The 24,326-nt window shown below is 53.4% G+C and carries 29 protein-coding genes; 12 read left to right on the top strand and 17 right to left on the bottom strand.

The window, feature by feature from the left end; translation table 11 throughout:
• Nucleotides 1-10 precede the first annotated feature (10 nt).
• Together E3E25_RS04915 and E3E25_RS04910 are read left to right on the top strand one after the other, a co-directional pair.
• Nucleotides 11-526: a DUF402 domain-containing protein gene (locus tag E3E25_RS04915; protein ID WP_167892057.1), complete on the top strand. Its 516-nt coding sequence runs from the start codon at nt 11-13 to the stop codon at nt 524-526.
• 2 nt (nt 527-528) lie between these two features.
• Nucleotides 529-819 carry a DUF167 domain-containing protein gene (locus tag E3E25_RS04910; RefSeq protein ID WP_167892056.1) on the top strand — a complete coding sequence of 97 codons (291 nt, stop codon included), beginning with the start codon at nt 529-531 and terminating at the stop codon, nt 817-819.
• Here the strand turns inward: E3E25_RS04910 and E3E25_RS04905 are convergent, their stop codons facing one another.
• Nucleotides 820-1,824 carry a phosphorylating glyceraldehyde-3-phosphate dehydrogenase gene (locus E3E25_RS04905; protein ID WP_167892055.1) on the bottom strand — a complete coding sequence of 335 codons (1,005 nt, stop codon included), beginning with the start codon at nt 1,822-1,824 and terminating at the stop codon, nt 820-822.
• Nucleotides 1,825-1,980: 156 nt separating this feature from the next.
• Here E3E25_RS04905 and E3E25_RS04900 point away from each other — a divergent pair, with 156 nt between their 5' ends.
• The gene (locus tag E3E25_RS04900; protein WP_167892693.1) at nt 1,981-2,739 is read left to right on the top strand and encodes a molybdopterin-binding protein; all 759 of its coding nucleotides are present in this window, start codon (nt 1,981-1,983) and stop codon (nt 2,737-2,739) included.
• A 65-nt stretch (nt 2,740-2,804) separates the two neighbouring features.
• Nucleotides 2,805-3,632, top strand: coding sequence for a translation initiation factor IF-2B subunit alpha (locus tag E3E25_RS04895; RefSeq protein WP_167892054.1), 828 nt, complete (start codon nt 2,805-2,807; stop codon nt 3,630-3,632).
• 33 nt (nt 3,633-3,665) lie between these two features.
• Here E3E25_RS04895 and E3E25_RS04890 read toward each other — a convergent pair whose 3' ends face one another.
• On the bottom strand, nt 3,666-6,917 hold the full coding sequence (locus E3E25_RS04890) for a DNRLRE domain-containing protein (RefSeq protein WP_167892053.1): 3,252 nt from the start codon (nt 6,915-6,917) through the stop codon (nt 3,666-3,668).
• A gap of 140 nt (nt 6,918-7,057) precedes the next feature.
• Here E3E25_RS04890 and E3E25_RS04885 point away from each other — a divergent pair, with 140 nt between their 5' ends.
• On the top strand, nt 7,058-7,573 hold the full coding sequence (locus E3E25_RS04885; RefSeq protein ID WP_167892052.1) for a cob(I)yrinic acid a,c-diamide adenosyltransferase: 516 nt from the start codon (nt 7,058-7,060) through the stop codon (nt 7,571-7,573).
• A 48-nt stretch (nt 7,574-7,621) separates the two neighbouring features.
• Here E3E25_RS04885 and E3E25_RS11710 read toward each other — a convergent pair whose 3' ends face one another.
• From E3E25_RS11710 to E3E25_RS04860, 7 genes are all read right to left on the bottom strand, one after another.
• Nucleotides 7,622-7,780 carry a hypothetical protein gene (locus tag E3E25_RS11710; protein ID WP_370456649.1) on the bottom strand — a complete coding sequence of 53 codons (159 nt, stop codon included), beginning with the start codon at nt 7,778-7,780 and terminating at the stop codon, nt 7,622-7,624.
• 78 nt (nt 7,781-7,858) lie between these two features.
• Nucleotides 7,859-8,860 (bottom strand): MFS transporter, encoded by a 1,002-nt coding sequence (locus E3E25_RS04880; protein WP_370456648.1) that lies wholly within the window; start codon nt 8,858-8,860, stop codon nt 7,859-7,861.
• A 56-nt stretch (nt 8,861-8,916) separates the two neighbouring features.
• Entirely contained in the window at nt 8,917-9,570 is a 654-nt protein-coding gene (locus E3E25_RS04875) for a DUF4097 family beta strand repeat-containing protein (protein ID WP_167892692.1), read from the bottom strand.
• Nucleotides 9,560-10,234 (bottom strand): hypothetical protein, encoded by a 675-nt coding sequence (locus tag E3E25_RS04870; protein ID WP_167892051.1) that lies wholly within the window; start codon nt 10,232-10,234, stop codon nt 9,560-9,562. The genes E3E25_RS04875 and E3E25_RS04870 overlap by 11 nt, the downstream gene beginning before the upstream one ends.
• Complete coding sequence (locus tag E3E25_RS11635; RefSeq protein ID WP_255496492.1) at nt 10,231-10,359, bottom strand: hypothetical protein; 129 nt, start codon at nt 10,357-10,359, stop codon at nt 10,231-10,233. The genes E3E25_RS04870 and E3E25_RS11635 overlap by 4 nt, the downstream gene beginning before the upstream one ends.
• A 5-nt stretch (nt 10,360-10,364) precedes the next feature.
• Nucleotides 10,365-11,663: a hypothetical protein gene (locus tag E3E25_RS04865; protein ID WP_167892050.1), complete on the bottom strand. Its 1,299-nt coding sequence runs from the start codon at nt 11,661-11,663 to the stop codon at nt 10,365-10,367.
• The gene (locus E3E25_RS04860) at nt 11,660-12,070 is read right to left on the bottom strand and encodes a helix-turn-helix transcriptional regulator (protein WP_167892049.1); all 411 of its coding nucleotides are present in this window, start codon (nt 12,068-12,070) and stop codon (nt 11,660-11,662) included. Before E3E25_RS04860 ends, E3E25_RS04865 begins: the two co-directional genes overlap by 4 nt.
• 122 nt (nt 12,071-12,192) lie before the next feature.
• On the opposite strand from E3E25_RS04860, the gene E3E25_RS04855 reads away from it, so the two are divergent.
• Both E3E25_RS04855 and E3E25_RS04850 read left to right on the top strand, forming a co-directional pair.
• Nucleotides 12,193-13,071 carry an AEC family transporter gene (locus E3E25_RS04855; RefSeq protein ID WP_167892048.1) on the top strand — a complete coding sequence of 293 codons (879 nt, stop codon included), beginning with the start codon at nt 12,193-12,195 and terminating at the stop codon, nt 13,069-13,071.
• A 49-nt stretch (nt 13,072-13,120) separates the two neighbouring features.
• Nucleotides 13,121-14,137 (top strand): M42 family metallopeptidase, encoded by a 1,017-nt coding sequence (locus E3E25_RS04850; RefSeq protein ID WP_167892691.1) that lies wholly within the window; start codon nt 13,121-13,123, stop codon nt 14,135-14,137.
• 19 nt (nt 14,138-14,156) lie between these two features.
• Here the strand turns inward: E3E25_RS04850 and E3E25_RS04845 are convergent, their stop codons facing one another.
• The 6 genes from E3E25_RS04845 to E3E25_RS04820 all read right to left on the bottom strand — a co-directional run bounded on the left by E3E25_RS04845 (nt 14,157) and on the right by E3E25_RS04820 (nt 18,353).
• Nucleotides 14,157-14,573: a type II toxin-antitoxin system VapC family toxin gene (locus E3E25_RS04845; RefSeq protein WP_167892047.1), complete on the bottom strand. Its 417-nt coding sequence runs from the start codon at nt 14,571-14,573 to the stop codon at nt 14,157-14,159.
• On the bottom strand, nt 14,570-14,788 hold the full coding sequence (locus E3E25_RS04840) for an AbrB family transcriptional regulator (RefSeq protein WP_167892046.1): 219 nt from the start codon (nt 14,786-14,788) through the stop codon (nt 14,570-14,572). Before E3E25_RS04840 ends, E3E25_RS04845 begins: the two co-directional genes overlap by 4 nt.
• A 144-nt stretch (nt 14,789-14,932) precedes the next feature.
• Nucleotides 14,933-15,931, bottom strand: a complete 999-nt coding sequence (locus E3E25_RS04835; protein ID WP_167892045.1) for an SPFH domain-containing protein — start codon at nt 15,929-15,931, stop codon at nt 14,933-14,935.
• Between the two features lies 1 nt (nt 15,932).
• Entirely contained in the window at nt 15,933-16,427 is a 495-nt protein-coding gene (locus E3E25_RS04830) for a hypothetical protein (RefSeq protein WP_167892044.1), read from the bottom strand.
• Between the two features lie 4 nt (nt 16,428-16,431).
• Complete coding sequence (locus E3E25_RS04825) at nt 16,432-17,331, bottom strand: hypothetical protein (protein ID WP_167892043.1); 900 nt, start codon at nt 17,329-17,331, stop codon at nt 16,432-16,434.
• Between the two features lie 5 nt (nt 17,332-17,336).
• Entirely contained in the window at nt 17,337-18,353 is a 1,017-nt protein-coding gene (locus E3E25_RS04820; RefSeq protein WP_167892690.1) for a hypothetical protein, read from the bottom strand.
• Between the two features lie 206 nt (nt 18,354-18,559).
• Here E3E25_RS04820 and E3E25_RS11505 point away from each other — a divergent pair, with 206 nt between their 5' ends.
• The 3 genes from E3E25_RS11505 to E3E25_RS04805 are packed head-to-tail and all read left to right on the top strand — an operon-like array spanning nt 18,560 to nt 20,457.
• Nucleotides 18,560-18,886, top strand: a complete 327-nt coding sequence (locus tag E3E25_RS11505) for a hypothetical protein (protein WP_206204605.1) — start codon at nt 18,560-18,562, stop codon at nt 18,884-18,886.
• A complete protein-coding gene (locus tag E3E25_RS04810) occupies nt 18,883-19,683 on the top strand; it encodes a hypothetical protein (protein ID WP_167892041.1) in 801 nt (266 codons plus the stop codon). Before E3E25_RS11505 ends, E3E25_RS04810 begins: the two co-directional genes overlap by 4 nt.
• Nucleotides 19,684-20,457, top strand: a complete 774-nt coding sequence (locus E3E25_RS04805; RefSeq protein WP_167892040.1) for an MBL fold metallo-hydrolase — start codon at nt 19,684-19,686, stop codon at nt 20,455-20,457. It begins immediately after the preceding gene.
• On the opposite strand, the gene E3E25_RS04800 is transcribed toward E3E25_RS04805, so the two are convergent.
• Together E3E25_RS04800 and serK are read right to left on the bottom strand one after the other, a co-directional pair.
• Entirely contained in the window at nt 20,445-21,113 is a 669-nt protein-coding gene (locus tag E3E25_RS04800) for an HAD family hydrolase (RefSeq protein WP_167892039.1), read from the bottom strand. The genes E3E25_RS04805 and E3E25_RS04800 overlap by 13 nt on opposite strands.
• Before the next feature lie 88 nt (nt 21,114-21,201).
• Nucleotides 21,202-21,930 (bottom strand): L-serine kinase SerK, encoded by a 729-nt coding sequence (gene serK / locus E3E25_RS04795; protein WP_167892038.1) that lies wholly within the window; start codon nt 21,928-21,930, stop codon nt 21,202-21,204.
• 95 nt (nt 21,931-22,025) lie between these two features.
• Between serK and E3E25_RS04790 the strand changes: the two genes are divergently transcribed.
• Both E3E25_RS04790 and E3E25_RS04785 read left to right on the top strand, forming a co-directional pair.
• The gene (locus E3E25_RS04790; protein ID WP_167892037.1) at nt 22,026-23,171 is read left to right on the top strand and encodes a DUF763 domain-containing protein; all 1,146 of its coding nucleotides are present in this window, start codon (nt 22,026-22,028) and stop codon (nt 23,169-23,171) included.
• Nucleotides 23,172-23,216: 45 nt separating this feature from the next.
• On the top strand, nt 23,217-24,305 hold the full coding sequence (locus E3E25_RS04785; RefSeq protein WP_167892036.1) for an ATP-binding protein: 1,089 nt from the start codon (nt 23,217-23,219) through the stop codon (nt 24,303-24,305).
• Nucleotides 24,306-24,326: the final 21 nt, after the last annotated feature.

The following is a 24,326-nucleotide window of genomic DNA, read 5'->3' as shown; positions in this document are numbered from 1 at the left end:
GTCTAAATTCATGAATAATCTGATATCTAAAATCCACCTCATCTACCGCCGCCTTCCGAACAGGATTCTTGAGCGTGATGATGAGGTAGTCGCTGATTTGGGAGATGTCATAGTTGCCAAATCCCGCTTTGAGGGCATGCTTGCCCCGCTGAGAGTGAACGGCGTCGAGGTAATCAAGAACGGTTATAATATGCTCTATTTTGCCTTTGTCGGAGAGAACTACGACATCCTGAAGGTCTACGACGAGAAGGGAAACTTCAAAGGCCTCTACATCGACGTTCTAGCTTATACAAGGCGCGAAGAAAACACCCTTGAGATGCTGGACCTGTTTTTGGATATCTTCGTCTTTCCGAGCGGTGAGGCCTTCCTCCTCGATGAAGACGAGCTTGAGATGGCACTTAACTACGGAGTGATTGAGGGGGAGACCTTTGACTTCGCCTACCGCGTTGCGAGGGAAATCCTCGAAAAGATTAAACGGAATGAGTTCCCGCCAGATATCGTGTGGAGATACAACTGGAGGGATTGATAATGAGCGCGAAGCTCCTGAAGGAGACCAAGGATGGGACGCTTCTCCTAGTCTATGTCCAGCCAAAGGCGAAGAGGAACGAGATTGAAGGCGTTGATGAGTGGCGCGGTCGCTTAAAGGTCAAAATCAAGGCCCCGCCCGTAGGTGGAAAAGCCAACAAAGAACTCGTCAAGTTCCTCTCGAAGGTTCTCGGTGTGGAGGTTGAGCTCGTCAGGGGTGAGACGAGCAGGGAGAAGGATCTGGTGGTTAAGAGGCTAACCCCTGAGGAAATCAAGAAAAAATTGGGGCTGTAATCACTTCAAGATCCCCAGGCTCTCGTTCGTCTTCTTTATGCTCTCCCGCTTGTCTGCCAGCTCGAACATGGCCCTTATCGCGTCTATGTTCTCCGGAACGACGTCGCTCTCCTGGTGAACGGCCTGAATGTAGAACAGCCTGTTTCCGCGAACGTTTATGCTCTCCTTCCAGACGGCAATCTCGTAGAGGTTGTTCCACTCGCGGTGCAGGTCGCGGGCGAACTCTATAAGCTGTGCCGTGCTCTCAAACCCCTTCTCCTTCTCGAAGAGGAGAACGCGTGTGGTGTTCTCGAAGATATCGACGATGTCCCCGGCCTCGACAGGCTTCTTCAGCTCGACCATTATGCTGTGAACGTGCATGAGAGTTGTCGGGACAACAAAGGCAGACGTCTCGATGTTAATCGGAATCACCGTCTGGACGTCCGGGCCGTGGTGCGAAGGAACCGTTACGCTCGGCGTTATTGCATTCACTGGACCGCGCTTGGAGTCGTTTGGGTCTGCTGCACGGCGAATCATCACGGCGTAAACGTAGTCGATGTACTCCTGAATGGCCGAGAGGGTTCTGGTAAGGCCCGTGGTGTTGCACGAGACAACGCGGACGTAGTCCTTCCCCAATGCTTTCTCGTAGTTGGCCTGAGCCACGAAGGAAACCTCCGCGACGCTAGCCTTCTCGCCACCCTGGAAAATCGCCTTAACTCCTGCCTTCTCGTAGAGCTCCTTGTTTTTGGCTCCCATTCCCCCGGGGGTGGCATCTACAATGACGTCAACCTCCTCAAGGAGGTCCTTCAGGGTTCCTGCCACCTCAAAGCCCGCCTTCGCGAACCTTGGCAGGAACTCCTCGCTCGCGGCATAGACGGGAATTCCAAGCTCCATCGCGCGGTAAGCTTCAAAGTCCGGCTTCGTCTTGGTAACGCCCATGAGCTTCATATCGTCCTGCTTCGTGACCGCGTAGGCGACGCGCTTTCCTATCGTTCCGTAACCGTTAACTCCAACCTTCACCTTCATGCTACCACCGGAGAATTTTATCGCGATAAAATACTTAAGCCTTGTTTTCACCCGCGGTGAAAACTGCCCCCCAAGTCGGCGATTTTTACATTTTCCTGCAAATGACTTCCGCTGGGGTTATAAGCCGGTCTGCCCGATAGTCTACAGGTGGTTGAGATGTTCGCCGAGATACTCACGATAGGCGATGAGCTTCTCACGGGAAACACCGTGGACAGCAACTCCGCCTTTATTGCCCAGAAGCTCACAGAGAGGGGCTACTGGGTGAGGCGGAAGACTACGGTTGGCGATGATGTCGGGGAGATAAAGGCCGTCGTGAGGGAAATCTTGGGTAGAAAACCAGAGGTTCTGGTGATTTCTGGTGGATTAGGTCCAACCCACGACGACGTTACGATGATGGCGGTTGCAGAGGCCCTAGAACGGAAACTTGTCCTCTGCGAGGAGTGTCTTGAGAGAATCAGGAAGTTCTACCGCGAACTCTACGAGAAGGGCCTCATAGACGACCCCGAACTCAACGAGGGAAGGAAGAAGATGGCCTACCTGCCAGAGGGTGCGGAGCCTCTGGAGAACACCGAGGGAGCCGCGCCAGGGGCATACATCGAGCATGAAGGAGTCAAGATATTCGTCCTTCCGGGGATGCCGCGCGAGATGAAGGCCATGCTTGAGGAGGAAGTCATGCCAAGGCTCGGCGAGAGGAGGTTCATCCAGAGAAAGCTTTTGGCTGAGATAACCGACGAGAGCAAGCTCGCGCCGATTCTCATCAAGGCTCTCAAGAAGTTCCGCGTGAGGATACACTCATCTCCGAAGGGCTTCGGCAGGTACATCGGCATCATAGTCTTCGGCGAGAGCGAGGAGGAGATAGAGCGCGCGAAGGCTTTCATGGAATCCAGAGGGATTCGCTTCGAGGAGGGCTGGTAGCGAAATGCTGATAAGGGAAAAGGCGAATTAACCGCGTTCCGGGCCAATAACGCAAGGTGTTGCCCATGCTTCCTGCCGAGGTTCGTTCAATCATTGAAGAGATGAGGGCCGAGAGAATCAGGGGCGCGGGCTGGCTCGCTAAGAGGGGCGCTGAGGCATACATGCTCCTCTCCGAACTCCTCGAAGGGGAAGAGCTTGAGAGTGCCCTGAAGGAAATGAAAGAGGAAATCCCAGCCGTCAACAGGACGATGGCGTCGCTTTACAACCTCTCGCGCTTCATGCCCATAACGGGCAATCCCGACTTGGTGAGGGCAAAGGCTGAGGAGTTCATCCGCCTTGGTGAAGAGGCAAAGCGCGAGATAGGCAACATCGGGAGCGAGCTGATAGACGAGAACGAGGTTGTAATCACGCACTCATTCTCCTCGGCCGTTCTTGAGATATTCAAGGCCGCGAAGAGGAAGGGCAAGCACTTCAGGGTGATACTAACCGAGAGCGCGCCCGACTACGAGGGGATAGCCCTAGCGAGGGAGCTGGATTCCCTTGGAATTTCGTTTGAGGTGATAACCGATGCCCAGCTCGGTCTTTTCGCAAAAAAGGCCACCCTCGCCCTGGTCGGTGCCGACAACGTTACCCGCGACGGGGCGGTGGTCAACAAGGCCGGAACCTATCTCCTCTCCTTGGCCTGCCACGACAACGGTGTTCCTTTCTACGTCGCCGCGGAGAGCTTCAAGCTCCACCCCGCGCTGACCTCGGAAGAGATAGAGATAGTCGAGAGGCCCTACGCGAGACAGGGCTACCGCGTGAGAAACCTGCTCTTCGACGTTACCCCCTGGCGGTACGTTAGGGGCATCATAACGGAGTTCGGAGTTTTGATCCCTCCAAAGGAGATATGAGCCGGCCAAGCAAAAGAGGTAGAAAAGAAAAGGTCACTCCTGGTGGGCAAGCCAGAGGAGGGCACCTTTGATGAAGGGCCAGGTGCTCTTGATGTATTTCTGGTAGTAACTGTCGCTGAGGGCTTTGCTTGAGCCGTAGGCGACTATCCTACCGGTGCCGAGGTCCACAGCGGCGGCTATTATTGGATTGGTTCCCTTTGCGTAGACCACGTTTCCATCTGCATCTACCGAGTAGCTCGTGTCGTAGCCTTTGATTAGCCAGACGGCGTTTCCGCTTATCTTGAGAGTGTCACCGTTGTAGTACATCGTCCAGTCGTCGGGCACGAACTTCATGACCGGGTGGTTCTTGTTGTAGATTCCGACGAAAGGATACCACGGCTTTCCACTGTTGTGGTCATCGTCCATGAGCTCGTCGGCGTTGAACTCTATGCCGTACTTTTCAACGAGGGCGTTTAGGCTCTCAATGTTGAGATACTTGTACCACTCACCCGCGATGAAGAGGCCCCCGCCGTTTTCAACGAACTGCTGGATGGCTGAAATTTCAGCCTCAGTAAGGTCGTCCTTGGGATTGAGAAGTATCAGCACGTCATAGTCCTTGAGGTGGTCGTAGGTCAGCGGAAGCTGGTTGAGCTCAACTTCCCATCCCAGCTCCGTCTCGATCTCGTTCATAAGGTAGCTGACACCAACTTTTTTCACGTAGTACTGTCCATGGGTGGCATCAATGAGAACCTTTGTTACCTGTATCGTCACGTTGGGGGAAGGTGTAACGTTCGTCTGATTTGTGGGAGCTCCACCGGTCTCATTCCCAGGCATAGTCTCGTTGGCTGGCGCTGGTGGGTGACAGATTGGCTCCACCTGTTCGTAGGTGCTCTGCAGGATAGGAAGCACGAACTCAAGTTCTCTCATTATATCCCTATTCATCATTGCGGCCTTTCTTATGTGCATCATGACGGGGTAGTAGTATGCACTTCTGTAGGGATTCTGCTGGATGAGGAGTCCCTTGAGGGTGTTGTAGATCGAGTACTCCCTCTGTACCTCTCCCATAGTCTCGTTTATCCACTGTATCCTTGGCTCAAGGTCACCAAGGTCAACTCCACAGCCCTGAAGTTCTTTGACCAGCCATGTAAAGTTCTCATACAGCGGTGTCAGGGTGTCCCTTTCCTTGTTATAAAGTCTCTCGTAGTAGGGGGTGAGACCATACGAGAGTTGATAGGGGTTTGGAATTACGAGATACAACTTGCGAACTATATCGGTTGTGTGTCCCGTTCCATCAATAACTGAGACTCCCAGTAGCAGTTCCCCGCTCTTTGTGGGCATGTAAATAAACTCGTAGGTCGCGCTTTCTTTAGCCCCAATGGGACTGGATTTGCTTCCTACCTTTACTCCACCGGCGTAAAGGATCACAGTGGCGTTGTCCGCCTCAGTCCCGTTGTTGACAACTTTTACCACAATCTTTGCTGGAACGTCCGTGAAGAGAGCATACGGCCATTCGACCGAGCTCACGAACAGGGATGGAACGTACGGTTTGATATCATCTGCGTATCTTGGCTCGATTTTGTAGTTGCCATAGGAATACCAAACTATGCCCCTTATGTAGCGGTACATCATCCTGTCTGGTGAGTAGTCATAGAACCTGTCGTCTATCCTGATCGGCCCACTCCCATCATCGACAAGCCACTCGCCGTATCCGAGGTCGGGATCAACGACGGTTACGTTTCTGACCTCGACAAGGACACCTTCCCACTGCTCCTGTCCAACTTCACCCGTTGAAAGAACTACCGGCCCAGGGACATCTGATGTTCCCAACACCTGAATATACCTGAGGTCTTCATCCGTGTTTTTATAGTTGAGCTCTGTAAACCCGTAGTATTCATTCACCATCGCCCGCACTTCAACTAGGTCCCCCACCTCCACGTCTGGGACGCTTCCGGTGTATACCCATATTCCACTCCATGGCCCTGTACCGTTCTGAATGGCAAATCCATTTCCGTCAACAAACGTTACGACACCCCGAGTAGTTACGATCTGATCCTTGTAAGCTGAGGAATCCCCGTTAGTGGTGTTACTCTGTATCTCCTGGATCGAGACAACCGGAATCTCGGGTGGAACACCTATGTCCCCTTCGCCCCTCGGCTCAATCTTGAAGTTTCCGTAGGAGTAGTAGACAACGCCCACAACGTAATCGAGAGCCTGGTCCGCTTGTGGGGTGTACCTATACATGAGGTCGTCAACCCTAACAGGGCCACTTCCATCGTCAATCTCCCATTCGCCGTATCCAAGGTTGGGGTTCGTGACAACAACGTTTTCAACCTTAACCAGAACACTTTCCCACTGCTCCTGGGCAACATCGCCGGTCTGGAGAACGACTGGCTCCGGCACATCAGAGGTTCCCAGGACTGTAACATTCTCTGGAGCTACCTTGAGCTCCGTCATCCCGTAGTACTCATCCACAGTACCGATTACCCTCACGTAGTCTCCCTGGTTAACATCTGGAGTTGATCCTAGATAAACGTAGATACCGCTCCATGGCCCTGTACCGTTCTGAATGAAGAACCCCTTGGGGGCCACAGCAGTAACAACACCCTCGGTGGCAACTTTCTGGCCGTCATAGGTAGAAGCGTCACCGTCGACGGTGTTGCTCTGGATTTCCTGGATTGAAACTGTGGACAATGCATAGTATTCGATTTCAAGATAGGGATGGTTATCATAGGAGCTTTCTCTGGAGTTGAAATAGATGTAATCCTTTGTGTTTACGTCGCTTAGATTTGAATGAAGGTAAAAGCTAGCCACTCCATCATCCTCAAGCTGAGCTTTGACAAATTCAGTTACATCCCAAGAGACGCTGTAATCAACTGTCCCATTAGGAAGATCAAGAATGCTCCATGCTAGTGGACCAGTAACGTCCAATGGTTGATTGTTCCATGTTAACTCATTTTCGCTCCATGAGTCATTTAGAACCCCATAGACTGTGATGTTATGGGATAATGAGCCATGGTGATAGTACGCATGCAAATGAAGTGTTGCTCTAACAATAACTGCATCTCTTGGAATACTCGACAAATTGAATTTTAGATATGGCCTTTCTTCCTTCCCGTTATAGGTACCTACCCTGAGACGATAGTTCTTGCTGTCCACATAACCGCCTTCATCTATCCACGTGTCCTCTGAGGCATATATTTTGAAACTCTGTACAGAGGGGGAGCTCGAAAATGCAGGCTTCACAGCCCATGCTGGAATCAAGCTTAAAATTAAAACCAGGGATATTATCAATCCCCATCTTTTCATAGGAATCACCCAAAAAAGAAGGTCATTGATGTATAAATAAGTTTTTCTACCTTTTACTCATTCTGTTTATCACCCTAAGTGTTCATCAGTGTCCACAAAAGCTAAAAAGCGTAGAGATACCTATTAAAGAGGTGGTCAAAATGTCCATCACCACTAAGACGGGAGATAAGGGTTTAACAGGCCTCTTCACCGGCGACCGCGTGGCGAAGTACTCGCCTATTATGGAAGCCAACGGGACTATAGACGAGCTGGACAGCTTTCTGGGAGAGGCAAAGCACTACGTTCCCGAAGAGATGGTCGAGATTCTCGAAAAAATCCAGGTTCAGCTCTACGACCTCATGGCCGAGCTGGCCAGCAAGGGAAAGTACCAAAAGGTCGGTGAGGAGGAGGTCGAGTGGCTTGAGGGACTCATCCATAGATACGAAGAGGAAGTCCAGCTCCGGGCCTTCGTCCTCCCGGGCTCGACGATAGCGAGCGCCAAGCTGGATGTATGCAGGGCGATAGCGAGGAGGGCCGAGAGGAGAGTTGCCAAGCTCGTCCTTGACTACGGGTTTGGCCAAAACGCTCTCGTCTACCTCAACAGGCTCAGCGACCTGATTTTCATAATGGCGAGGACGATAGAGAAGAGGGAGGGGAAGCTTAGGGGGGTCAAGTAGCCTCCTCTTATTTTCTCCCGTTCATCACCTGGCAAGTCCTGCCAGAGGTCATCCCACCACATCATTGGGCCCTTTTTCAAAGCCAATGCCCAGCAGGAGTTCCTTAAACCGAAGGTAGTACAGGGAGACCAGAATACTCGGCACTACCGTGGCAACGACCAGGGGGACAATTCCAATCATGTCAAGGAGGGGGCCGGCTACGGCCATTCCAAGGGGGGTTGTAGCCATTACAGCTGTTTCAAATGCAGAAAAGACCCGTGCGCGGACGTCGCTCGGAACTGCCTTCTAGAGCTTGGTGAACAGGGGAACGTTCACGAAGACATTGCACAGCCCTATCAGCGAGACAAGGATCAGGAGAGCGGGGTAAGAGACTCTACCCAGGAAAGGGACTGCCGCCAGCAGAAGCATAAGGCCCAGTTGCCCGAACATTGCTTTGAAGATCAGGTTCTCGGAACGCTCCCTGAGCTTCCCCGCTATGAGAAGATTTCCCATCAGCGCCCCCAGGGTGGCAGCGGTTCCAACGCTCCCGAACTGAACCGCAGAAAATCCAAGAACGACGCGGGTCATATAGGGTACGAGAAGAGTAAACACCGGGTTGAGGAGTGTGTTGAGTATTACGGCGTAGCTCATCAGCAGGACAACCGCCCGTGAAGCTTTTATGAAGCGGAATCCCTCGACCATGTCGTCCCAGACTTCGCCGATGCTCGACAGCTCCCGCGTTTCCCTGTGGTACTCTATCAGGATTTCAAACAGTCCCGAGCCGAAGAAACTGACCGCATTGATGAGGATGGCCAGCTTAATGCCCCCGATGGCGTAGATTAACCCGCCGAGGATCGGGCCGAGTATTCTGAGTATTTGGCCGCCGCTCTGCAGTATCGAGTTCGCCCTCGCAAGCTGCTCTCTCTCCACCAGGTCTGGGAACATCCCGACTATGCCAGCCGAGAAGAACGCCCCCATAACGCTCATCGCCATCTGAACCACAAGGAGCTGGTATATCCCCAGCAGGTTGAACCCTATGACCGCGAAGAGGAGAACTCCCCTCGCTATGTCCAACCCATACATGAGCTTCTTCCTGTCGTAACGGTCGCCTATCACCCCGGCTATGGGGTTTACAAGAAGCCTCGGAATCAGCTCGGCCATTATGAAGACGCTCATCATCGTCCCGCTGCCGGTCTGGTCGAGCACGTAAAGCGGAACGGCGACATCCTGGATAACCCAGCCGGCCTGGGATATCCACCTGCCTATGGTGTAGAGCCAGAAGTTCCTACCGAGCTTAGCCTCGAACATCTCATCTAACCCCCACTAGCCCAATTACCGAATTAAGTAATTGAAGAATTAAAGAACTAAATCAGTTCGACCCTAATGTCGCCGTTCACGGTGCTGACCTTAACTTCGAACTCACCAGTCCCTATAATTGGTTCGTCAGGATCTACCCCGACCAGCTTGACGTCTCCGTTGACCCTTTTGCTGACAATCCTAGCATCGCAGAACTCGGTCAGGCGAAGCACGATGTCTCCGTTAACGCAGCTTACCTCGACGTCCCCCTCAAGCTCCTCGATGGTAAGCTCGATTTCCCCGTTCACGGTTTTAGCTTGGAGCGGTCCGGCGACCGTTAGATGGGCCCGTACCTCACCGTTCACGGTGTTGAGCTTTTCGGCCTCGCAGTCTTCTAGGCTTATTTCGCCGTTTACCGTCGTGACGTCCTCAAAGCGCACGCTCCTGGCCTTAAGCTCACCGTTCACGTTTCTGGCCTTCACCGGGACGCTCCGTGGAACCTTCACAACTATCTCGGCCCAGCCGTTTCCCCTGAGCAGGTTCAGGAACCTCTTCTTCGGCTCCTCCCGGATGATGAGCCTGCTTCCCTTCTGCTCGACTTCAACGTTTACCTCGCCGTGGACGGTGTAGTTCACCTCGGCGTAGTCGTTTTCCCAGCCCTCTATCTCGATCCGGCCGTTGGTGGCATTTATCTCAACTTCTCGGACGTTTTCAAATATCATCCTCATCACCTTCCAAGATGGACAGCTCCAGTATCCCCCCAATCTCCGCCCTGAGCGTTACCGTGTTCCTTCCATCCCCGAGGATGGGGTCTTTCGGGTTGATACCTTCCAGCTTAACGACCCCTCCGTTGTCCTCAACTTTTATCGAGGCGTCGGAGTCAATCGGGATAGCCAGCTTTAGTATTCCCATATTGCTGACAGCCTCGATGTCCCCATCAAGTTCCTCAACCTTCAGGGTGACCCTCCCGGCTATTGCCATTACGGACGCCTTTTCCTTCACCACAACTGATCCGCTGAGGGTGGAGACGGCGGAGATTAGGTCTCCAATGATGCATCTTTTTAGCGAGGTTTTGCACTCGCCGACCGAAAGGCTCTCAAAGCGCACGCCCTCTGCCGTGACTTCTCCTCTCTTAATCCCTACCGAAACCGGAACCCCGAAAGGGACGCGGAGTTCCAGGGGTTCCAGGCCCCTGTCCCGCTTTATGGTCTTTCCGAGCTTCCATAGGGCCTTGTAGTCCACCGAAAGCCTGCCGTCTTTGACCCGGACTTTGATGCCCTTCTCTGAGCGGGGATTAAGCTCCACGTAGTCCCTGTCCCAGGCGGCTATTTTGAGGTCAACGTCGACGAGCTTCATCCAGACCTCTTCGATGCCTTCAAACCTCACAGCCATCCCTCCGGGAGGAAATCAAAAAGGGGCTTTTCATGCCCCGATGCCTTTTTGAGCCCCCCATCCCCATTTCCACCGACGGAATCCCTCTGCGGAGGCCTCTGGACGGCAGTGGCTTCCATTCCCCTCACCCGATATAGCCCATCAGCTCGTCGAGAAGCTCCTTCACGCGCCTGTTGAGCAGGGTTCTGTCTATGCCAAGGCCCTCTATCAGCTCGGCGCTCTGCTCCTCCACTATATCCTTCGCCTTCTCCATGACGAGCCTGTATGCATCTGGGTCTTCCACCGTGTAAGTCCTTCCTCCGGCCCTTATCCTGACTTTGCCCTCTCTGGCTGAAATGACGACGTCCTCAATGCGTATCTTGGCCCTTCCCCTGCCAACGCTGACCGAGACGTCTCCCGAGCGGAGCGAGACAGTCTCACCAAGGCTCAGAACTTCGTTTCCGCTCCGGTAGGTCACCCTCTCACCGTCGACCTCGATGGAGTACTCGTCGGTCTGGACCTTCAGCCTCTCGCCGACCTTGGTGAGCTGGAAGCCGTTATGGAGTTCTCGTATGGTCAGCATCTCAGCCGGGGGCATCTCAGGGTTGCCCTCCCGGAACCTCATCGGGCCTATCTTGACCTCCTCACCGCCCGGCGTCTCTATGACCTCGATGAAGGGCAGTTTCACGTACTCAAAGCCTTCGCCCTCGTAGACCTTGATGAAGCCGAGGTCAACTACGCTGTCCCTCTTGCCCTTCTTGTAAAGCCTGTCGGGGTTCACGAGGTCGTTCACCCTTGAGACAAAGCCGGGATCCGCGGAAGTTTTCCGCCCGGCTATCCTCTCCTCGGTCCACACGATGACCGGGCTGAGGAGCCTTTTCGTTATCCTCCCGAGCGGTGTCTCCGCCTCGACTTCAACGCTTCCATCTATCACCCAGGCAACGTTCTTCCTTCCAAACTTCACGGGATAGGCCTTGCCAGTCCCCCTGAGCTTCACCTCGCCGAAGTCTGCCCCGCTGAACTCGTAGGCCTTACCTTCAACTTTGATGTCAAATTTTCTCTCATCGAACTTAGCCAGCAGAATTCCCGCTATGACGAGGACGACTGCATAAGCGAAGGCCGTTCCCGCGTAGTCGTGGAGGGCTTCGCTCATTCCCAGCCACTGGCCGAAGAACAGGAAAACGCTCGTCCAGAAGAAGCCTTTAGCCAAAGCAAAGACTATTCCGCTTATCGTTACTCCGAACCATTTGCCGACGCTCAGCAGCTCGAAGGCGAACAGGAGCGCCACTATTGCGTACACCAGCTGATCGTTGTATGCCTCAAGCCTCAGCGGCCCCTTGAACAGCCACGCAATGAGCAGTATCGCCGTGAGGGCCTTAAGGTACTCCGCCAGCTTAAACCTTGGGCTTTTATGATAGGCTTGGTACTTCCATCCAAAACTCATTCTTCCACCTCCTCGAGGGCAGTTATTATCTCAAGCAAGCGCAAAAAGAGACGTCCATCGGGCGATATTTCGTATCTTTCCCCCTTTCTCACCATCCGGGTTTTCACCAGGAGCTTCAGGTGGTGGGAAACCGTGGGGCTTTCCACCCCAAGGGCATCCTTTATTTCCTTGAAGCCCATCGGCCCCTCGGAGAGCATTTTGAGTATCCTTATCCTGTCCGGGTTGGCGAGGGCCTTGAGGGTTCTCGCAGCTCTCTCCTCGTCTATCTCTGGCAAACTTCCACCTTCGAGCTTTCTCCTGAGGCGGGCCTTTATCGAGAGCATGACCTCATCAACGGGGTCAATGCTCTCCTCCAGCACCTCTAGCCTCTTCTTCAGCTCCTCGAGCTGGACTCTGAGATCCTCCATGGTACCACCAGGTACAGATTTTTGTAGTACAATTTTCTGTACTTAACTAGTGCGCTAGGTATATAAAAGTTTATCGGTCGATGTGCCAAAAACGTTTTAACGCTTAAATCCCAGTCTCAGCCATGGATGTCTATCAGATGCTTACCCTCATAGCGGCGGGGTACATACTTAAAAGGATAATCAGGGACGATAGGCCCTTCAGATGGCTTAACGTACTCTCAACAAGGTTTCTTCTCACGCTCTTCGTCTTCGGCAACGTTGCTAGCAAAGACCTCGCGTACCTCCTGAGCATAAGGCTCGTCTTCCTCTACGTGCTCCTTATAATAGCCCTGAGCCTCGGCCTTTCTTACCTCTACGCCCGCCGCTTCGTTGGGGACGAGAACTGGGCCGGGGCGCTTATGATCCTCTCGGCTTATCCGAACACGGCCGCCATGGGCTTTCCAATAGCAAGCCTCTTCCTCAGCGATATAACACCAGCCATACTCTATTCGACCACCAACAGCCTCCTCGTCCTCCCTCTGGCAACGTTCATAGCGGCCCACTACTCAAGCGGAAAGGCCTCGGTGAAAAACAGCCTTATTAAGGCCCTGAAGTTCCCTCCAACTGCTGCCAACTTGCTGGCCATTGCCCTCGTACTCCTGGGGATCAGGCTCCCAGAATGGATTCTTGAGCCGGCCAAGGCAGTGGGCTGGTGGAGCATACCCCTGCTTCTCATATACTTCGGCTCCATAATAAACCTGAGGGAATTCAGGTGGAGCCACCTGCTGGAGGTCGGGCTCTTCAGGAGCATTATTCCGTTTATCCTCGTATTTCTAACTCTCCGAGGGACTGGAGATGTTTATTACGCCGTCCTTGTGGAGGCTTCGATGCCACCAGCTATAATGGCGAACGTAATACTCGCCCACTACGGCCTGAAAGCAGAGGAAGCTATAGGCGTGACGGTTGTTCTGACGCTCCTGGTTCTGGCGTTTTTCCTCTCATTCAGCGCACTGATAGGTTAAAACCGATGCCCTTTTTAACCCTTCGAGCGAGCTTTTAACGGTGGTTAGGATGGAGCGCGTCGTTGAGATTCTGAAGGAGATACTTGAGATACCTTCCCCAACGGGCTATACGAAGGAGGTTACAGCCCACATTGCCCAGCTCCTCAACGAGAGCGGTATAAAGACGTTTTACACCAACAAGGGTGCCCTGATAGCCGGCAATCATCCCGAGCCAGAACTCGTCATAGCGGGTCATGTAGATACGCTCGGCGCGATGGTTACGGGAATCCTGTCGAACGGGCACCTGAGCTTCACCAGGATAGGCGGCCTTCACCTTCCGGCCTTTGAGGGCGAGTACTGCACGATAATCACCCGCTCGGGCAAACGCTACCGCGGGACGCTTCTCCTCAAGAATCCGAGCGTCCACGTGAACAAGGAGGCCGGTAAGAAGGAGCGCAAGGAGGAGAATATGTACATCCGCCTGGACGAGCTCGTTGAGAAGAAAGAGGACACGGAGAAGCTCGGCATAAGGCCCGGCGACTTCATAGCCTTCGACCCAAAGTTTGAATACGTCAACGGCTTTGTCAAGGCCCACTTCCTCGACGACAAGGCGAGCGTTGCGGTTATGATTGACCTGCTCCTCGATTTGTCGGACGAACTCGAAAAACTCCCGGTGGCATTCTTCTTCTCGCCCTACGAAGAGGTCGGCCACGGCGGTTCGGCAGGCTATCCGAGGAGTATGAAGGAACTCCTCGTCGTTGACATGGGCGTCGTTGGAGAGGGCGTCGCGGGCAAGGAAACGGCAGTGTCGATAGCGGCCAAGGATTCAAGCGGGCCGTACGACTACGAGATGACGACGAAACTCATCGAACTGGCTGAGAAGCACGATATTCCCCACGTCGTCGACGTGTTCCCCTACTACGGCTCCGACGGCTCGGCGGCCTTGAGGGCGGGCTGGGACGTTAGAGTTGCTTTAATCGGCCCAGGAGTCCATGCCAGCCACGGCATGGAGAGGACGCACATTAAGGGCCTCCTAGCGACGAGAAAGCTGATTAGGGCTTACATCGAGGAGAGGTTTGGGGTTTGATGCTCCCGTTTAGCTCTTTTTATTTCCTTAGAATCCTGACGTCAAGTTTTTCAAAGTCTCCGTCAAAGGTGTAAATCCCCTCGATACCGAGTTCTTTCATCTTGACATAGGCCAAAGCATCGTTCACTCCGAGGTCCTTCTCTTCCGCTATGATTGCGGCCTTCAAATAGTCACCCCCAGAAACTGGCAAAACCTCTATGTTCTCGCTTGTAAGAACAGTCAAAACGACCTCGGATGCCTTCCTCTTTCCACCTCTGCTCTCGATGACGTTGGCAACTTCACTCAGGTGAACGACCGTGGTAATCACGCGCTCTCCTTCGCTGATTCTTGAGATTATCTCCTTAGCCTGTTCCTTGATTCGCTTAACGTTCTCCGGTGGCTCCTTTCTCGGTTTCAGAAACGCGTAGATGAAGACGTTGGCATCTATGAACCTCATTCCGCCCACAGCTCCTTCTTGAGCTCATTCCACTCCTTCAGTTCATCGACCTCAACGCTGTCGAAGAACTTCTTCAGGCTGGCCTTTTTCCTTGGAAGGAGTTCCACCCTGTCTCCGAGATCGACTATTATCACCTCCTCACCGAGCTTCTCCCTCAGCTCCTTCGGGAGGAGAAGCCGGCCCTGGGAGTCAAACTTCTTAACCAGGGTTTCCATATAACCACCATTTCGGTGGTAATCCTGCCAGGTATAAATGGTTTTTGGCAAAAAGCCAATGTGAAAATGTCGCTTATTCCTCCATAAGGACCAGATGCACAGTCGTCTAATTCATCGATTTGGAGAAATAGAAAAATGAAAAGCTCACTCAATCTTTGCCCCGCAGACCGGGCAGAACTTCGCCCCCTCTGGAACTATGTGACCGTTGGGACAGCGCTTAATTTCGTGCCCGCAGTAGGGGCAGAAGCGCGCTCCGGGCGGGATTGGCTTGCCGCAGTAGGGGCAGATTTCCTGGTTAGGTTGAGCCGCTCCGGCAGGCTGGGCTCCTTGATATCCAGCCGGCGGAGCACCTCCACCGGCGTAGGGCTGGGTCGGTTGAGCAGGTTGTGCCGGTTGCTGGAGGAGCTGGGGCATTATCATCATACCAGCCCCGATAGCAGCACCCTCACTCTTTCCGAGTTCCGCCGCCACCTGTTTCGCCGTGTCCATCTGCATAACAGCTTGAGCGTTGCCGGTCTGCATTATCCAGAAGAGCCTCTGGCGCCACTCGTCGGTGGTGTTAACGCCTTCAATCTTCACATCGACCAGCTCAAGGCCCAACCTGCGGAAGTCCTCCATGAGCTTGACCTTTACCTGCGTGCTCACCATGTCAAGGTTCTGGAAGAGGTCGACTATTGAATAGGCCGAGAGGTGCTTCATCATGCCCTCGTTGAAGTACGCCCTGATGAACTTCGTAACGTCCTGGGTGTCGTAGAGGCTCTGGCCGCCGACAACTTCCGTCAGGAAGAGAACAGGATCAGAAACCTTGAACCAGTAAACGCCGTAGTACTTGACGGGAGCGAGCTCCCTCGTCTGCGTTTCTCCTCCATAGCGCCCCTGGAACTGCTTCATACTGACGAATATCACCGTTGCCTTGAAGGGACTGTTTGAACCGCCAACGAGCTTGTAGAGGAGGGGTAAATTCTGCGTCGTTAGGGTATGCCTGCCCGGCCCGAAGACGTCGTAAACCTTGCCGTCGCGCATGAATATTGCCACTTCGTACTCGTGAACTATCAGCTGGGCCCCCCACTTGATGACCTCGTTGGGATACCTCCAGATAATCTCGTCCTCGCCGGGATTCGTCCATTCGATAACCTGCACCATATCAATCACCCATTATTACCCTCTTTCTTCCATCGAGAAGCTCCTCGAGTTCCCTCACCTTATCATCGAGCTCAAACACCGCCATCCCCAGGGAATTCGGGTCTGCCATAGCGCCGTTGAGCCTCTTCACGGCCGCTTCTACCGCCTGAGCCGTCTCTATCAGCTTTGCGTCGTACTCTATGAGTCTCTCTATCTCCTTCTCCCTGACCGATATCCTGTCAAAGTATCCGGAGTAGCCCGCCTCGGCATGCCTGATCCTGCTCTCAAGGGCGATTAGCTTTTTCCTCATGGTGTCTATCGCAACCAGCTGGGCGCAGTTAAGCATGGCACACCTCTGCATGGCCCTCTCAAGGTCCTTCCGTGCGAGAGCTATGATGTCTGCCACCTTTCCCCGTACTATCCTGTCGTCCTCCCTGAGCAGTTCCTTCTTCTTGTAGCCGTGGTATCCGGGAACGATCAGTTCTATCTTCTCCAAAAGTTTGGTCTCCTTCCCCATGTTATCACCTCATAGGCTTGAAATACAGGTTCCCCTCACCGGTCCTCATGACCTCGCTGACCTTCCTCCTCTTGACGGAGCCCTTGGAGAATATCCCAAATGCCCCGACGCCGGCAGGAATCAGACCTCCGATGAGACCCCAGGCACTTCCGTACGCACCTGCGGCGGCAACGCCGAAGACCAGGCCGGCCGCCAGAACCCCGGCTCCCAAAACCGTCGCCTTTTTTCTGGCACTGCTCATGAGAGGATACTCACCGAGGATAACCCGCCCATCGGTCCCATCGACGTAGCCGGCAAAGCTCTCCCCGCCGTATTCATAGTGAACCTCCCAGACTGGGTAGTGGATCAGTCCCAGATATCGAACCTCGATTTCCATTCCGCCCACGGATTTGTCCTCCTCTCTTGCCTCGCTCCTGAGTGCGCCCTCCATCTCGGCCTTTGCCATAGCTTCCGCCTGCTCCTTCGTCAGCTCAGGCTCGTAGTATTTTCCTTTTTTCACAGTCGCTTCGTCGAAAAAGCGCTTCCCTCTGATGGGGAACGGGTAGTGGTCAAGGAGCTTCATGAACTTTGAGGCGGCCGGAATGCCAAGGAATCGCACCTCCTCGACGGTGGACCAGCGGGTGCTCCTTCCGTGGAGGTAGAAGAAGTAAACCGGAACCCAGTGGAGTTCCTTTTTCGTTATTCTCGCGCCGGTTATATCGGCCGGAGCCCCGTACTGCCTTGAAAGGAACTTAAGGAGAACTCCCCCGGCATCTTTCCTCATCGGTGGGAAGAAGAAGTGCTCCTCCTCGCTTTTCTCTCCAGTGTGGACGTGAAAGGTTGTGCCGCAGTAGGGGCACGTGGCCACGCTAACCGTATCGGGGACCTTGAACCTGGCCGAGCAAGTGGGACACTGAACCTCCATCGTGATCACCTCTTAAAGGCCCCGGCGAAGTTTCCAAGGATTCCGCCGGAGCGTTCTATTCTCTGTCCCTCCAGAACGAGCCTTCCGAAGTAGCCGCTCGCCCCGGCGCCGAGGAGGATCGCCAGGATTGACACCACCGGTGCCCCATTGATTCCCCCGTAAGCTGCTCCAGCTGCCCCTATCAAAATGCCGAAGACCGTTCCAGCGAGATACTGGGCGCGCCTCCAGACGGGCATCGGCTCGGTGGACATGACGTCCTTCCCGTCCCAGCCCGCGAAGACCGTGTAGAATATGGAGTTCTCGAAGCGGTAATAGACGGTCCACATCGGAAGGAGAACGAGGTGAACGTTTTCGGGCTCGTCCGCGGTGATGTCAAAGCGGTCTATCCTGTCGGCTTTGGCCGAGTAGCGGTCCCTTATCACATCTATAGCGTCCTCCCGCATTATCGTCTTTGCCTGGGTCTCGTCCATCTCCGTGTTGAGTATCTCAAGCTTCACCTTTCCCCACTCGTCTTCCCCCAGCTCAAGGAGCTTCTTCCCCTCAGGTCTGGAACGGGCGTAGTGGTTTATCATATCGTCAACGCCGAGGCTCTTCACCTGCCTCCGTGCGGATCCTATGAGCGGAAGGTTCTCGTTTATCCTGTCCCTGTAGTGCCTCTCAACGGTGTGGCAGTGGGTGTTTCCCTTTGAGTCCGTGTGGCATTCCTCCTCGCGGACGGTGTACTCCACGATACCCTCTACGTGAACCGTCCCGACCCAGTAGGGGGTGTAGTGCCCCTCCACCTCAACTATCTCCAGTTTCTCCTTCATTCTCTTGAGGTCGAAGTCCCTCTCAACCCTATCCCAGAAGGCCTTGGCAATGGCGTTCTTGTCGAGTGTCGGGACTATGAAGATGTTATCCGTCTTCAGGTTGCCGCTCAGGTGGTTGGGAAAGCCGCAGTAGGGACAGATCGCGACTATCGTTTCGGGCGAAACCTCGAGGGGCGCACCGCACCTCTCACATTTGAAACTCAGAGCTTCCATTGTCACCACTATTTTAAGTAGTCACTCCAATGTATTTAAGCGTGCCGTTAGTTTGGGATTCAAACTTAAAAACGAGAAAGTTTGAGTTTCTTAATAAAATTTGGGGGCCAAAATAAGTTTAAGGTAATAACTTCAAACGACAAACTTAAATATTAAACTTATCACTATTTAAAAGTGAATTCAAACAGCTGGAAAATTTGCAAGATGTGGTTGGAATGGTGTTTAATGAATTGAAAACTCGGAACTTTAAGAACGCGGGTTATCGTGTCGAACCTTTTGACATTCTGTACCGCTTGTGGCCGTCTGTTGTAAGTATGAATGACTCTGGGGCGGTTCCTCACTTGGTCGGAACAGCCAAAGTCGAAGATGGCCACATAGGTCGGATTGACATGGGTGTCTCTTTTCATGATGCTCCACTAGAGGTCAAGTTTTCCGATGAGGGGGATGTGTACTTTGTATTTCCAATAGACCCGCAAGAGGGCGTGGAAGGAGCATATCTCAGGCTTCTCAAACTTCTAGGGGTGTTACAATGAAGCGAAAGAGTACGATCGTGAAGATTCCCGCTCCCAAAGAGGCAATTGAGCGTGTTCTTGATGATGCTCCCTCCTTCATAACAAACTGGCCCTACGTCGTCAGGGTCAGTACCAAAGACGGCCTAACTGCGGAGATAGAACTTCCCAGGTTCGTTTTCAAGTTCAGGGATGTTTACAGGTTTCAATATGCACAGGACTTCAACAGCTATGTTTACGAAGGAACTGGAGAGAAAAGCCATCTGATCCTTGTTGTTACATTAAAGGAATGGCAAAAGGAGACCGAGGCCGCTATGGAGCTCTCATACAAGGGAAGGGGAGAGTTTTTTCTGGGAAAGACCCTTCAACTGTTAGTTGAGGGAATCGCAAAAGGCCTCAGGGAACTGGCAGAAGGTGAAGCCTTGAAACCCACTGCCGAGAGCCTAGAAACACAAAAACTCATTGAGATCGTTGATTTTTCAGACCCCATGAGCGTTGCTAACTTCCTATCAAAGTCCAAGATGGTTTACACGGGGCTCCATATAATAGAGAGAGGCAAGTTCCTTGAGGTCGTCGGTGATCTCAGAAAGGACATTGGAGAAACGGTTCTCTACGTTTCAGGGGTCACCCAGGACGGCCTCAGATCCTTCAAGATACTTCTGGCCGGGACACAGGTGCGCGCGGTGGAGTACCGAGATGAGAAGGGCGTTCTCACAATTAAGGTTAAGGATGAAGACTCCGCCCGCAGCGCTCTGGAACTCATCTCAAGGATAGAAGGCCCACACATGATTAACGTCTGGGTTCCCGTTGGAGGTGTTTGAATGATAAAGAACATGAACAGCTACCCCCTCTACGACGATGGGGAGCACAGGGTTTACTGGCTCGGAATAGAGGAGAGCGAGGATGAGAAGGGAATACTCACCAACCAGTACTTGGTCATAGACGGAAGCGAAGCGGCCCTGATAGAACCGGGAGGGTTCTTTGTCTTCTCCCGTGTGCTAAAGAACGTTACTTCACTCGTTCCTCCGACGCAGATAAAATATCTTATGTACTCCCACCAAGATCCGGACGTTGTGGCTGGACTAAACCTGTGGTTCGAATACGCGCCCCTCGCAAAGGTAGCCGTCTCGGAGCTGTGGGTTCGGTTCATACCCCATATGGCGGTTCTAAGCGCTGGCAGGACCATAGGGATACCCGACAAGGGAATGGACTTCCAGCTCGGAAGCTCTAAGATAAAGGCCATCCCGTCCCATTATCTCCACAGCCCCGGCAACTTCTCGTTCTACGACGAGAAGAGCGGAATCCTCTTCAGCACTGACATAGGTGCGGCGGCCTTTCCGGAGGGTGAGTGGTACCTCTTCGTCGAGGATTTTGATGAACACGCCAAGCACATGGAAGGCTTTCACAGGAGATATATGAGCTCAACTAAAGCTTTGAGGGCGTGGGTTCGCTCGGTTAGAAGGTTGAATCCAAAGGTCATAGCCCCCCAGCACGGTGCGATATTCAGGGACGAGAACGTCGGGAAATTCCTCGACTGGCTCGAAAGCATGGAAGTTGGAATAGACGTCTTTGAAAAGGAATTCTACGGGGATTGAGTCCCCAAAATTTTTCTTATCAATCCCACAAGCTCCCACAGGTCGTTCACGTAGTAGTCGGCACCATCAATTTCACCAAAGCGCGTTACGTTAACCACCTTCATGCCGGCGCGCTTTCCTGCGAGCACGTCATGATGACTGTCGCCTACCATCATAGTCTCTCTGGGTTTCAGACCGAGCGTCTTCAGGGCCTTTTCAACGAGGTAGGGGCTTGGCTTGACGCCGTCAAGGTTGGAGTAGTCCTTGCCGTACACAACGTTGAAATACTTCTCCAGGCCAAAGAGGCTCAGAACGAACTCCGTGCACTCCTGGGAAGCGTTGCTCACCGCGGCCAGCCTCAGACCCATCTTTTTCAGTTCTCCCAGCGCACCAACATCGGGGAACGGCTTTATCCTGCCGAGCCGCGCCATTTCCCTCCGGTAGCGGAGGTTCACACCGTCAATGATCTTCCATAACTCCACGTGGTCTATCCCGAACCGCTTCACGTAGCTCCTTGGCAGTTCACCGGTTACCGTCTTTCTGTATGTCTCGTAGTCCAGCTCGATGCCCCGCTCTTGAAGGGCGGGCATAACCCACTTCTCGTACCATTCCCTGTGATTGTAACCCTCATAGTAAACCAGGGTCTCATCAACGTCGAATATCAATCCCTTGAGCATGCCTCGGCCTCCTGGACTGGTCATCATCCTTCAGCCGGTTGATCCCTCGTCATCGGCGTAGAAAGTAGGGAAAAGAGGTTAAAAGGTTTCAGAACAGCTCCTCAAGCTTGACGTCGATCTTGTCCGGGTTGAAGGGCAGGACGTGCCTGGTGGTCTTCGGGGAGTAGACCTCGCCGCGCTTGACGAGCTCCATAACCTCTTCCTTGCTCGGGGCCTTCCTGATGAAGACGTAGTCGATTTCACCCTTTGCCATATCCTCTCTGGCGTCCTCCTTGAGGCCGTAGTAGATGAGCTCGATTTTACCCTCGACGCTCATCTCGTCGAGAACCTTGCTGACCTTCTTCTGCTCATCAAGGCCTCCGGGTATGGCAAAGCTCTTCTCGCCGACGAGGGCAAATGCTATCTCGCCCCTCTCGGCCTTCTCCTCAGCATTGGGGTCCTCGATGACTTCGAGGCCTTCCTTCTTAAGCCTCTCAAGAACCTCCTCAAGGCTTCCCTTGAAGGCCGGATACCAGGTGTAAACCTTGACGTCGTCGCTGAAGTAGTCGAGTATAACGGAGGGGGCCTTCTTGGCACCGAGCTTCTGGAGACCGGCCCAGCGGTGGTGGCCGTCAACGATGAGGTACATGTCCTCACCGGGAACCTTGGCAAGGAGCATGGGCTTCCAGAAGATTCCACTACCGGTAACGCTCTCGATGAAGGCCTCAAGCTCCTTCTGAACGAGCTGCTCGTGGGGCTTCATCTTGTCGAGTTCGATAAAAACGTAGTCAACCTTCTTGGTCGGAATGTCGTACTTCGGAACCTTTTCAACTCCCATGAGCATACCTCCCGTGGGTTTACGATGGGGTAAACGTGCCGGGGGATAAAAAGGTTGTGGCAAAGGTTAAATCGTTTTGATACGAGGAAATAATGATGAGGAACGTTGCAGATTTGCCCCTCCACGGCGGCCGCGTCCCGGCGTGGCTAGCCCAGAGGATGAGGAAGCTCACCCGATTAGTGCTGGTTCTCGCAGTCGAGGAGTACGGAACGAAGGGCCTCCTTGAGAGGCTCTCCGACCCGGTCTGGTTCCAGGCGTTTAACAACGTCATCGGGATGGACTGGGACTCCTCCGGCTCGACAACCGTAACGGCGGGCATGATAAAGGACGCCCTCTGGAGAGAGGAGCTTGGGGTTAAAGCGGCAGGGGGCAAGGGGAAGAAGAGCCGTGCTACACCGGAGGAGCTTAGGGGAATAGCGGAGCTTTACGACCTTGATCCGGAGCCTTACGTCAGAACATCACGTCTCGTAGCCAAGGTTGACACGGTTGCGCTCCAGACCGGCTACGGGCTCTACCACCACGTCTTCTTCCTCGATGAGGAAGGCAACTGGGCAGTGGTACAGCAGGGGATGAACGAGAGGGAGAGGATGGCGAGGCGCTTCCACTGGTTCGATGCCGAAACCTTTACGCTCGACCCACATAAGGCAATAGCGGGCCTGCAGAGGGAGTTCGCCCTCAACACCGTCTCAAAGGAAGCCAAAGAATACCAGAAGACGCTCCTCGATGTGGTTCAGGAGGACCCGGTTAAAATAGAGCGCGAGCTTGAGAGTCTGAAAGCGCTCGCAAAAGGCTACCGCCCGCTCGTTTACTACAAGCCCCGCAACGTCAATGAGGTTTCCATCCTAAGGCGCTACGAAAGTCTGGGAAGGTTTGAGCTGAACAAGAGGGCATTAGAGTTTGCCCGCGAGCTTAGTGTGAGCAACTACGATGAGTTTCTCCTTCTCAAGGGCCTCGGCCCGAGCACTTTGCGCGCTCTCTCGCTCGTCCTTGAGCTGGTCTACGACGTCCACCCGAGCTGGAAAGACCCCGTAACGCATCCGCCCGACCCCTTCAAGTTCACCTACGCCGTCGGGGGGAAAGATAGAGTGCCTTTCCCGATAGACAAGCCCGCCTACGACGAGCTCATCTCGTTCCTTGAGGAGCTGGTCTCAAGGCACCCGGAGGAGAAGGCCCTCGTCCGGAACGTGACGAAAATAACCAGAAACTGGAAGTTCCCGGAGGAAGAGAAGAGGCCAACCTAAATCCTTTTAACTATCGGGGTGATAGTATACTATCGGGGTGGTAGTTTGTACTTTGATGAAAGACCCAAGGTCAGGAGAGATGACCTCTATGACAGGGAGAGTGAGTTGGAAGAGCTACTGAGCTCCATAAACTCACGGAAGCCCCTCATACTGCTCAAAGGAATACGCAGGCTTGGGAAGACCTCCCTCCTAAGGGTGGCCCTCAACGAAGCGAAACTCCCTCACGTTATAGTTGACCTCAGGGGAGTGAACCCCAACTCAAGGCGTGACCTCTACCTCCGCTTTCAGGCGGCACTCAACGAATACCTCTCGAAAAACGCCCCCCTCCTCAAAAGATTGAAGGACAGGATAAAGCTCATAGACGGTGTGAGGATTTCCGGTGTGGGCGTCTCGCTCTCGTGGAAGAACCCCGAAACGTTGTATTCCCTGATCTCCGCCCTTGAAAGAGAGGGATTCCTAATAGCGTTCGATGAGGTTCAGGAGATTAGAGGGCCAGCCGGAAAGGAGCTGGCTTCATTGATAGCCCATTTCTACGACTACGGAGAGACGAGCTTCATATTAACCGGAAGTGAGGTCGGACTGCTCTATGACTTCGCAGGTATTAAGGACCCCACTGCCCCCCTTTACGGGAGAGTTTTTCACGAGATAGAGCTTTCACGGTTCTCAAGAGAGCAGAGCCTCGATTTTTTGCGTAAAGGCTTTGAACAGGCAGGAATAGAAGCCCCTGAGGAGATTCTGGAGGATGCAGTTAATAGGCTTGACGGCATAGTTGGATGGCTTGTTAAATTCGGGGTAATCTCTCTCAGAGAGGGACTGAGCAGAAAAACAGTGGATGGGGTTCTTGAAGAGGCTTCAAAGATGGCTTTGGGGGAGCTTGACCGCTTCCTTGAGAAGAGACCCCTCGCGAGAAAGCGATATCTGACAATTCTCCATGCAATAGCCCGCGGAAAAAACACCTGGAGCGAGCTAAAGGGGGAGCTTGAAAAAGCGGAAAAGCGCGAGATAACGGATGCAACCCTTGCTAGGCTCCTTGACGCTCTCCTCAAAGCCTCGTTTATAGAGAAAAAGGTCAAGGGCAGGAATATTACCTACCACATAGCCGACCCCGTGCTGGAGTTTGCGCTGAGGAGATAAAGCGGGTTATTGCAGAAACAT

Origin of the sequence: Thermococcus sp. MAR1 (assembly GCF_012027305.1) — an archaeon.
Lineage (GTDB): Archaea > Methanobacteriota_B > Thermococci > Thermococcales > Thermococcaceae > Thermococcus.
This window is presented reverse-complemented; position numbering and strand designations above follow the sequence as displayed.

Excerpts from the sequence above, each read along its gene's own strand:
- E3E25_RS04915 (WP_167892057.1), top strand. The coding sequence starts at position 11 with ATGAATAATCTGATATCTAAAATCCACCTCATCTACCGCCGCCTTCCG.
- E3E25_RS04910 (WP_167892056.1), top strand. The coding sequence starts at position 529 with ATGAGCGCGAAGCTCCTGAAGGAGACCAAGGATGGGACGCTTCTCCTA.
- E3E25_RS04905 (WP_167892055.1), bottom strand. The coding sequence starts at position 1,824 with ATGAAGGTGAAGGTTGGAGTTAACGGTTACGGAACGATAGGAAAGCGC.
- E3E25_RS04900 (WP_167892693.1), top strand. The coding sequence starts at position 1,981 with ATGTTCGCCGAGATACTCACGATAGGCGATGAGCTTCTCACGGGAAAC.
- E3E25_RS04895 (WP_167892054.1), top strand. The coding sequence starts at position 2,805 with ATGCTTCCTGCCGAGGTTCGTTCAATCATTGAAGAGATGAGGGCCGAG.
- E3E25_RS04890 (WP_167892053.1), bottom strand. The coding sequence starts at position 6,917 with ATGAAAAGATGGGGATTGATAATATCCCTGGTTTTAATTTTAAGCTTG.
- E3E25_RS04885 (WP_167892052.1), top strand. The coding sequence starts at position 7,058 with ATGTCCATCACCACTAAGACGGGAGATAAGGGTTTAACAGGCCTCTTC.
- E3E25_RS11710 (WP_370456649.1), bottom strand. The coding sequence starts at position 7,780 with ATGGCCGTAGCCGGCCCCCTCCTTGACATGATTGGAATTGTCCCCCTG.
- E3E25_RS04880 (WP_370456648.1), bottom strand. The coding sequence starts at position 8,860 with ATGTTCGAGGCTAAGCTCGGTAGGAACTTCTGGCTCTACACCATAGGC.
- E3E25_RS04875 (WP_167892692.1), bottom strand. The coding sequence starts at position 9,570 with ATGATATTTGAAAACGTCCGAGAAGTTGAGATAAATGCCACCAACGGC.
- E3E25_RS11635 (WP_255496492.1), bottom strand. The coding sequence starts at position 10,359 with ATGGAAGCCACTGCCGTCCAGAGGCCTCCGCAGAGGGATTCCGTCGGT.
- E3E25_RS04865 (WP_167892050.1), bottom strand. The coding sequence starts at position 11,663 with ATGAGTTTTGGATGGAAGTACCAAGCCTATCATAAAAGCCCAAGGTTT.
- E3E25_RS04860 (WP_167892049.1), bottom strand. The coding sequence starts at position 12,070 with ATGGAGGATCTCAGAGTCCAGCTCGAGGAGCTGAAGAAGAGGCTAGAG.
- E3E25_RS04855 (WP_167892048.1), top strand. The coding sequence starts at position 12,193 with ATGGATGTCTATCAGATGCTTACCCTCATAGCGGCGGGGTACATACTT.
- E3E25_RS04850 (WP_167892691.1), top strand. The coding sequence starts at position 13,121 with ATGGAGCGCGTCGTTGAGATTCTGAAGGAGATACTTGAGATACCTTCC.
- E3E25_RS04845 (WP_167892047.1), bottom strand. The coding sequence starts at position 14,573 with ATGAGGTTCATAGATGCCAACGTCTTCATCTACGCGTTTCTGAAACCG.
- E3E25_RS04840 (WP_167892046.1), bottom strand. The coding sequence starts at position 14,788 with ATGGAAACCCTGGTTAAGAAGTTTGACTCCCAGGGCCGGCTTCTCCTC.
- E3E25_RS04835 (WP_167892045.1), bottom strand. The coding sequence starts at position 15,931 with ATGGTGCAGGTTATCGAATGGACGAATCCCGGCGAGGACGAGATTATC.
- E3E25_RS04830 (WP_167892044.1), bottom strand. The coding sequence starts at position 16,427 with ATGGGGAAGGAGACCAAACTTTTGGAGAAGATAGAACTGATCGTTCCC.
- E3E25_RS04825 (WP_167892043.1), bottom strand. The coding sequence starts at position 17,331 with ATGGAGGTTCAGTGTCCCACTTGCTCGGCCAGGTTCAAGGTCCCCGAT.
- E3E25_RS04820 (WP_167892690.1), bottom strand. The coding sequence starts at position 18,353 with ATGGAAGCTCTGAGTTTCAAATGTGAGAGGTGCGGTGCGCCCCTCGAG.
- E3E25_RS04810 (WP_167892041.1), top strand. The coding sequence starts at position 18,883 with ATGAAGCGAAAGAGTACGATCGTGAAGATTCCCGCTCCCAAAGAGGCA.
- E3E25_RS04805 (WP_167892040.1), top strand. The coding sequence starts at position 19,684 with ATGATAAAGAACATGAACAGCTACCCCCTCTACGACGATGGGGAGCAC.
- E3E25_RS04800 (WP_167892039.1), bottom strand. The coding sequence starts at position 21,113 with ATGCTCAAGGGATTGATATTCGACGTTGATGAGACCCTGGTTTACTAT.
- serK (WP_167892038.1), bottom strand. The coding sequence starts at position 21,930 with ATGGGAGTTGAAAAGGTTCCGAAGTACGACATTCCGACCAAGAAGGTT.
- E3E25_RS04790 (WP_167892037.1), top strand. The coding sequence starts at position 22,026 with ATGAGGAACGTTGCAGATTTGCCCCTCCACGGCGGCCGCGTCCCGGCG.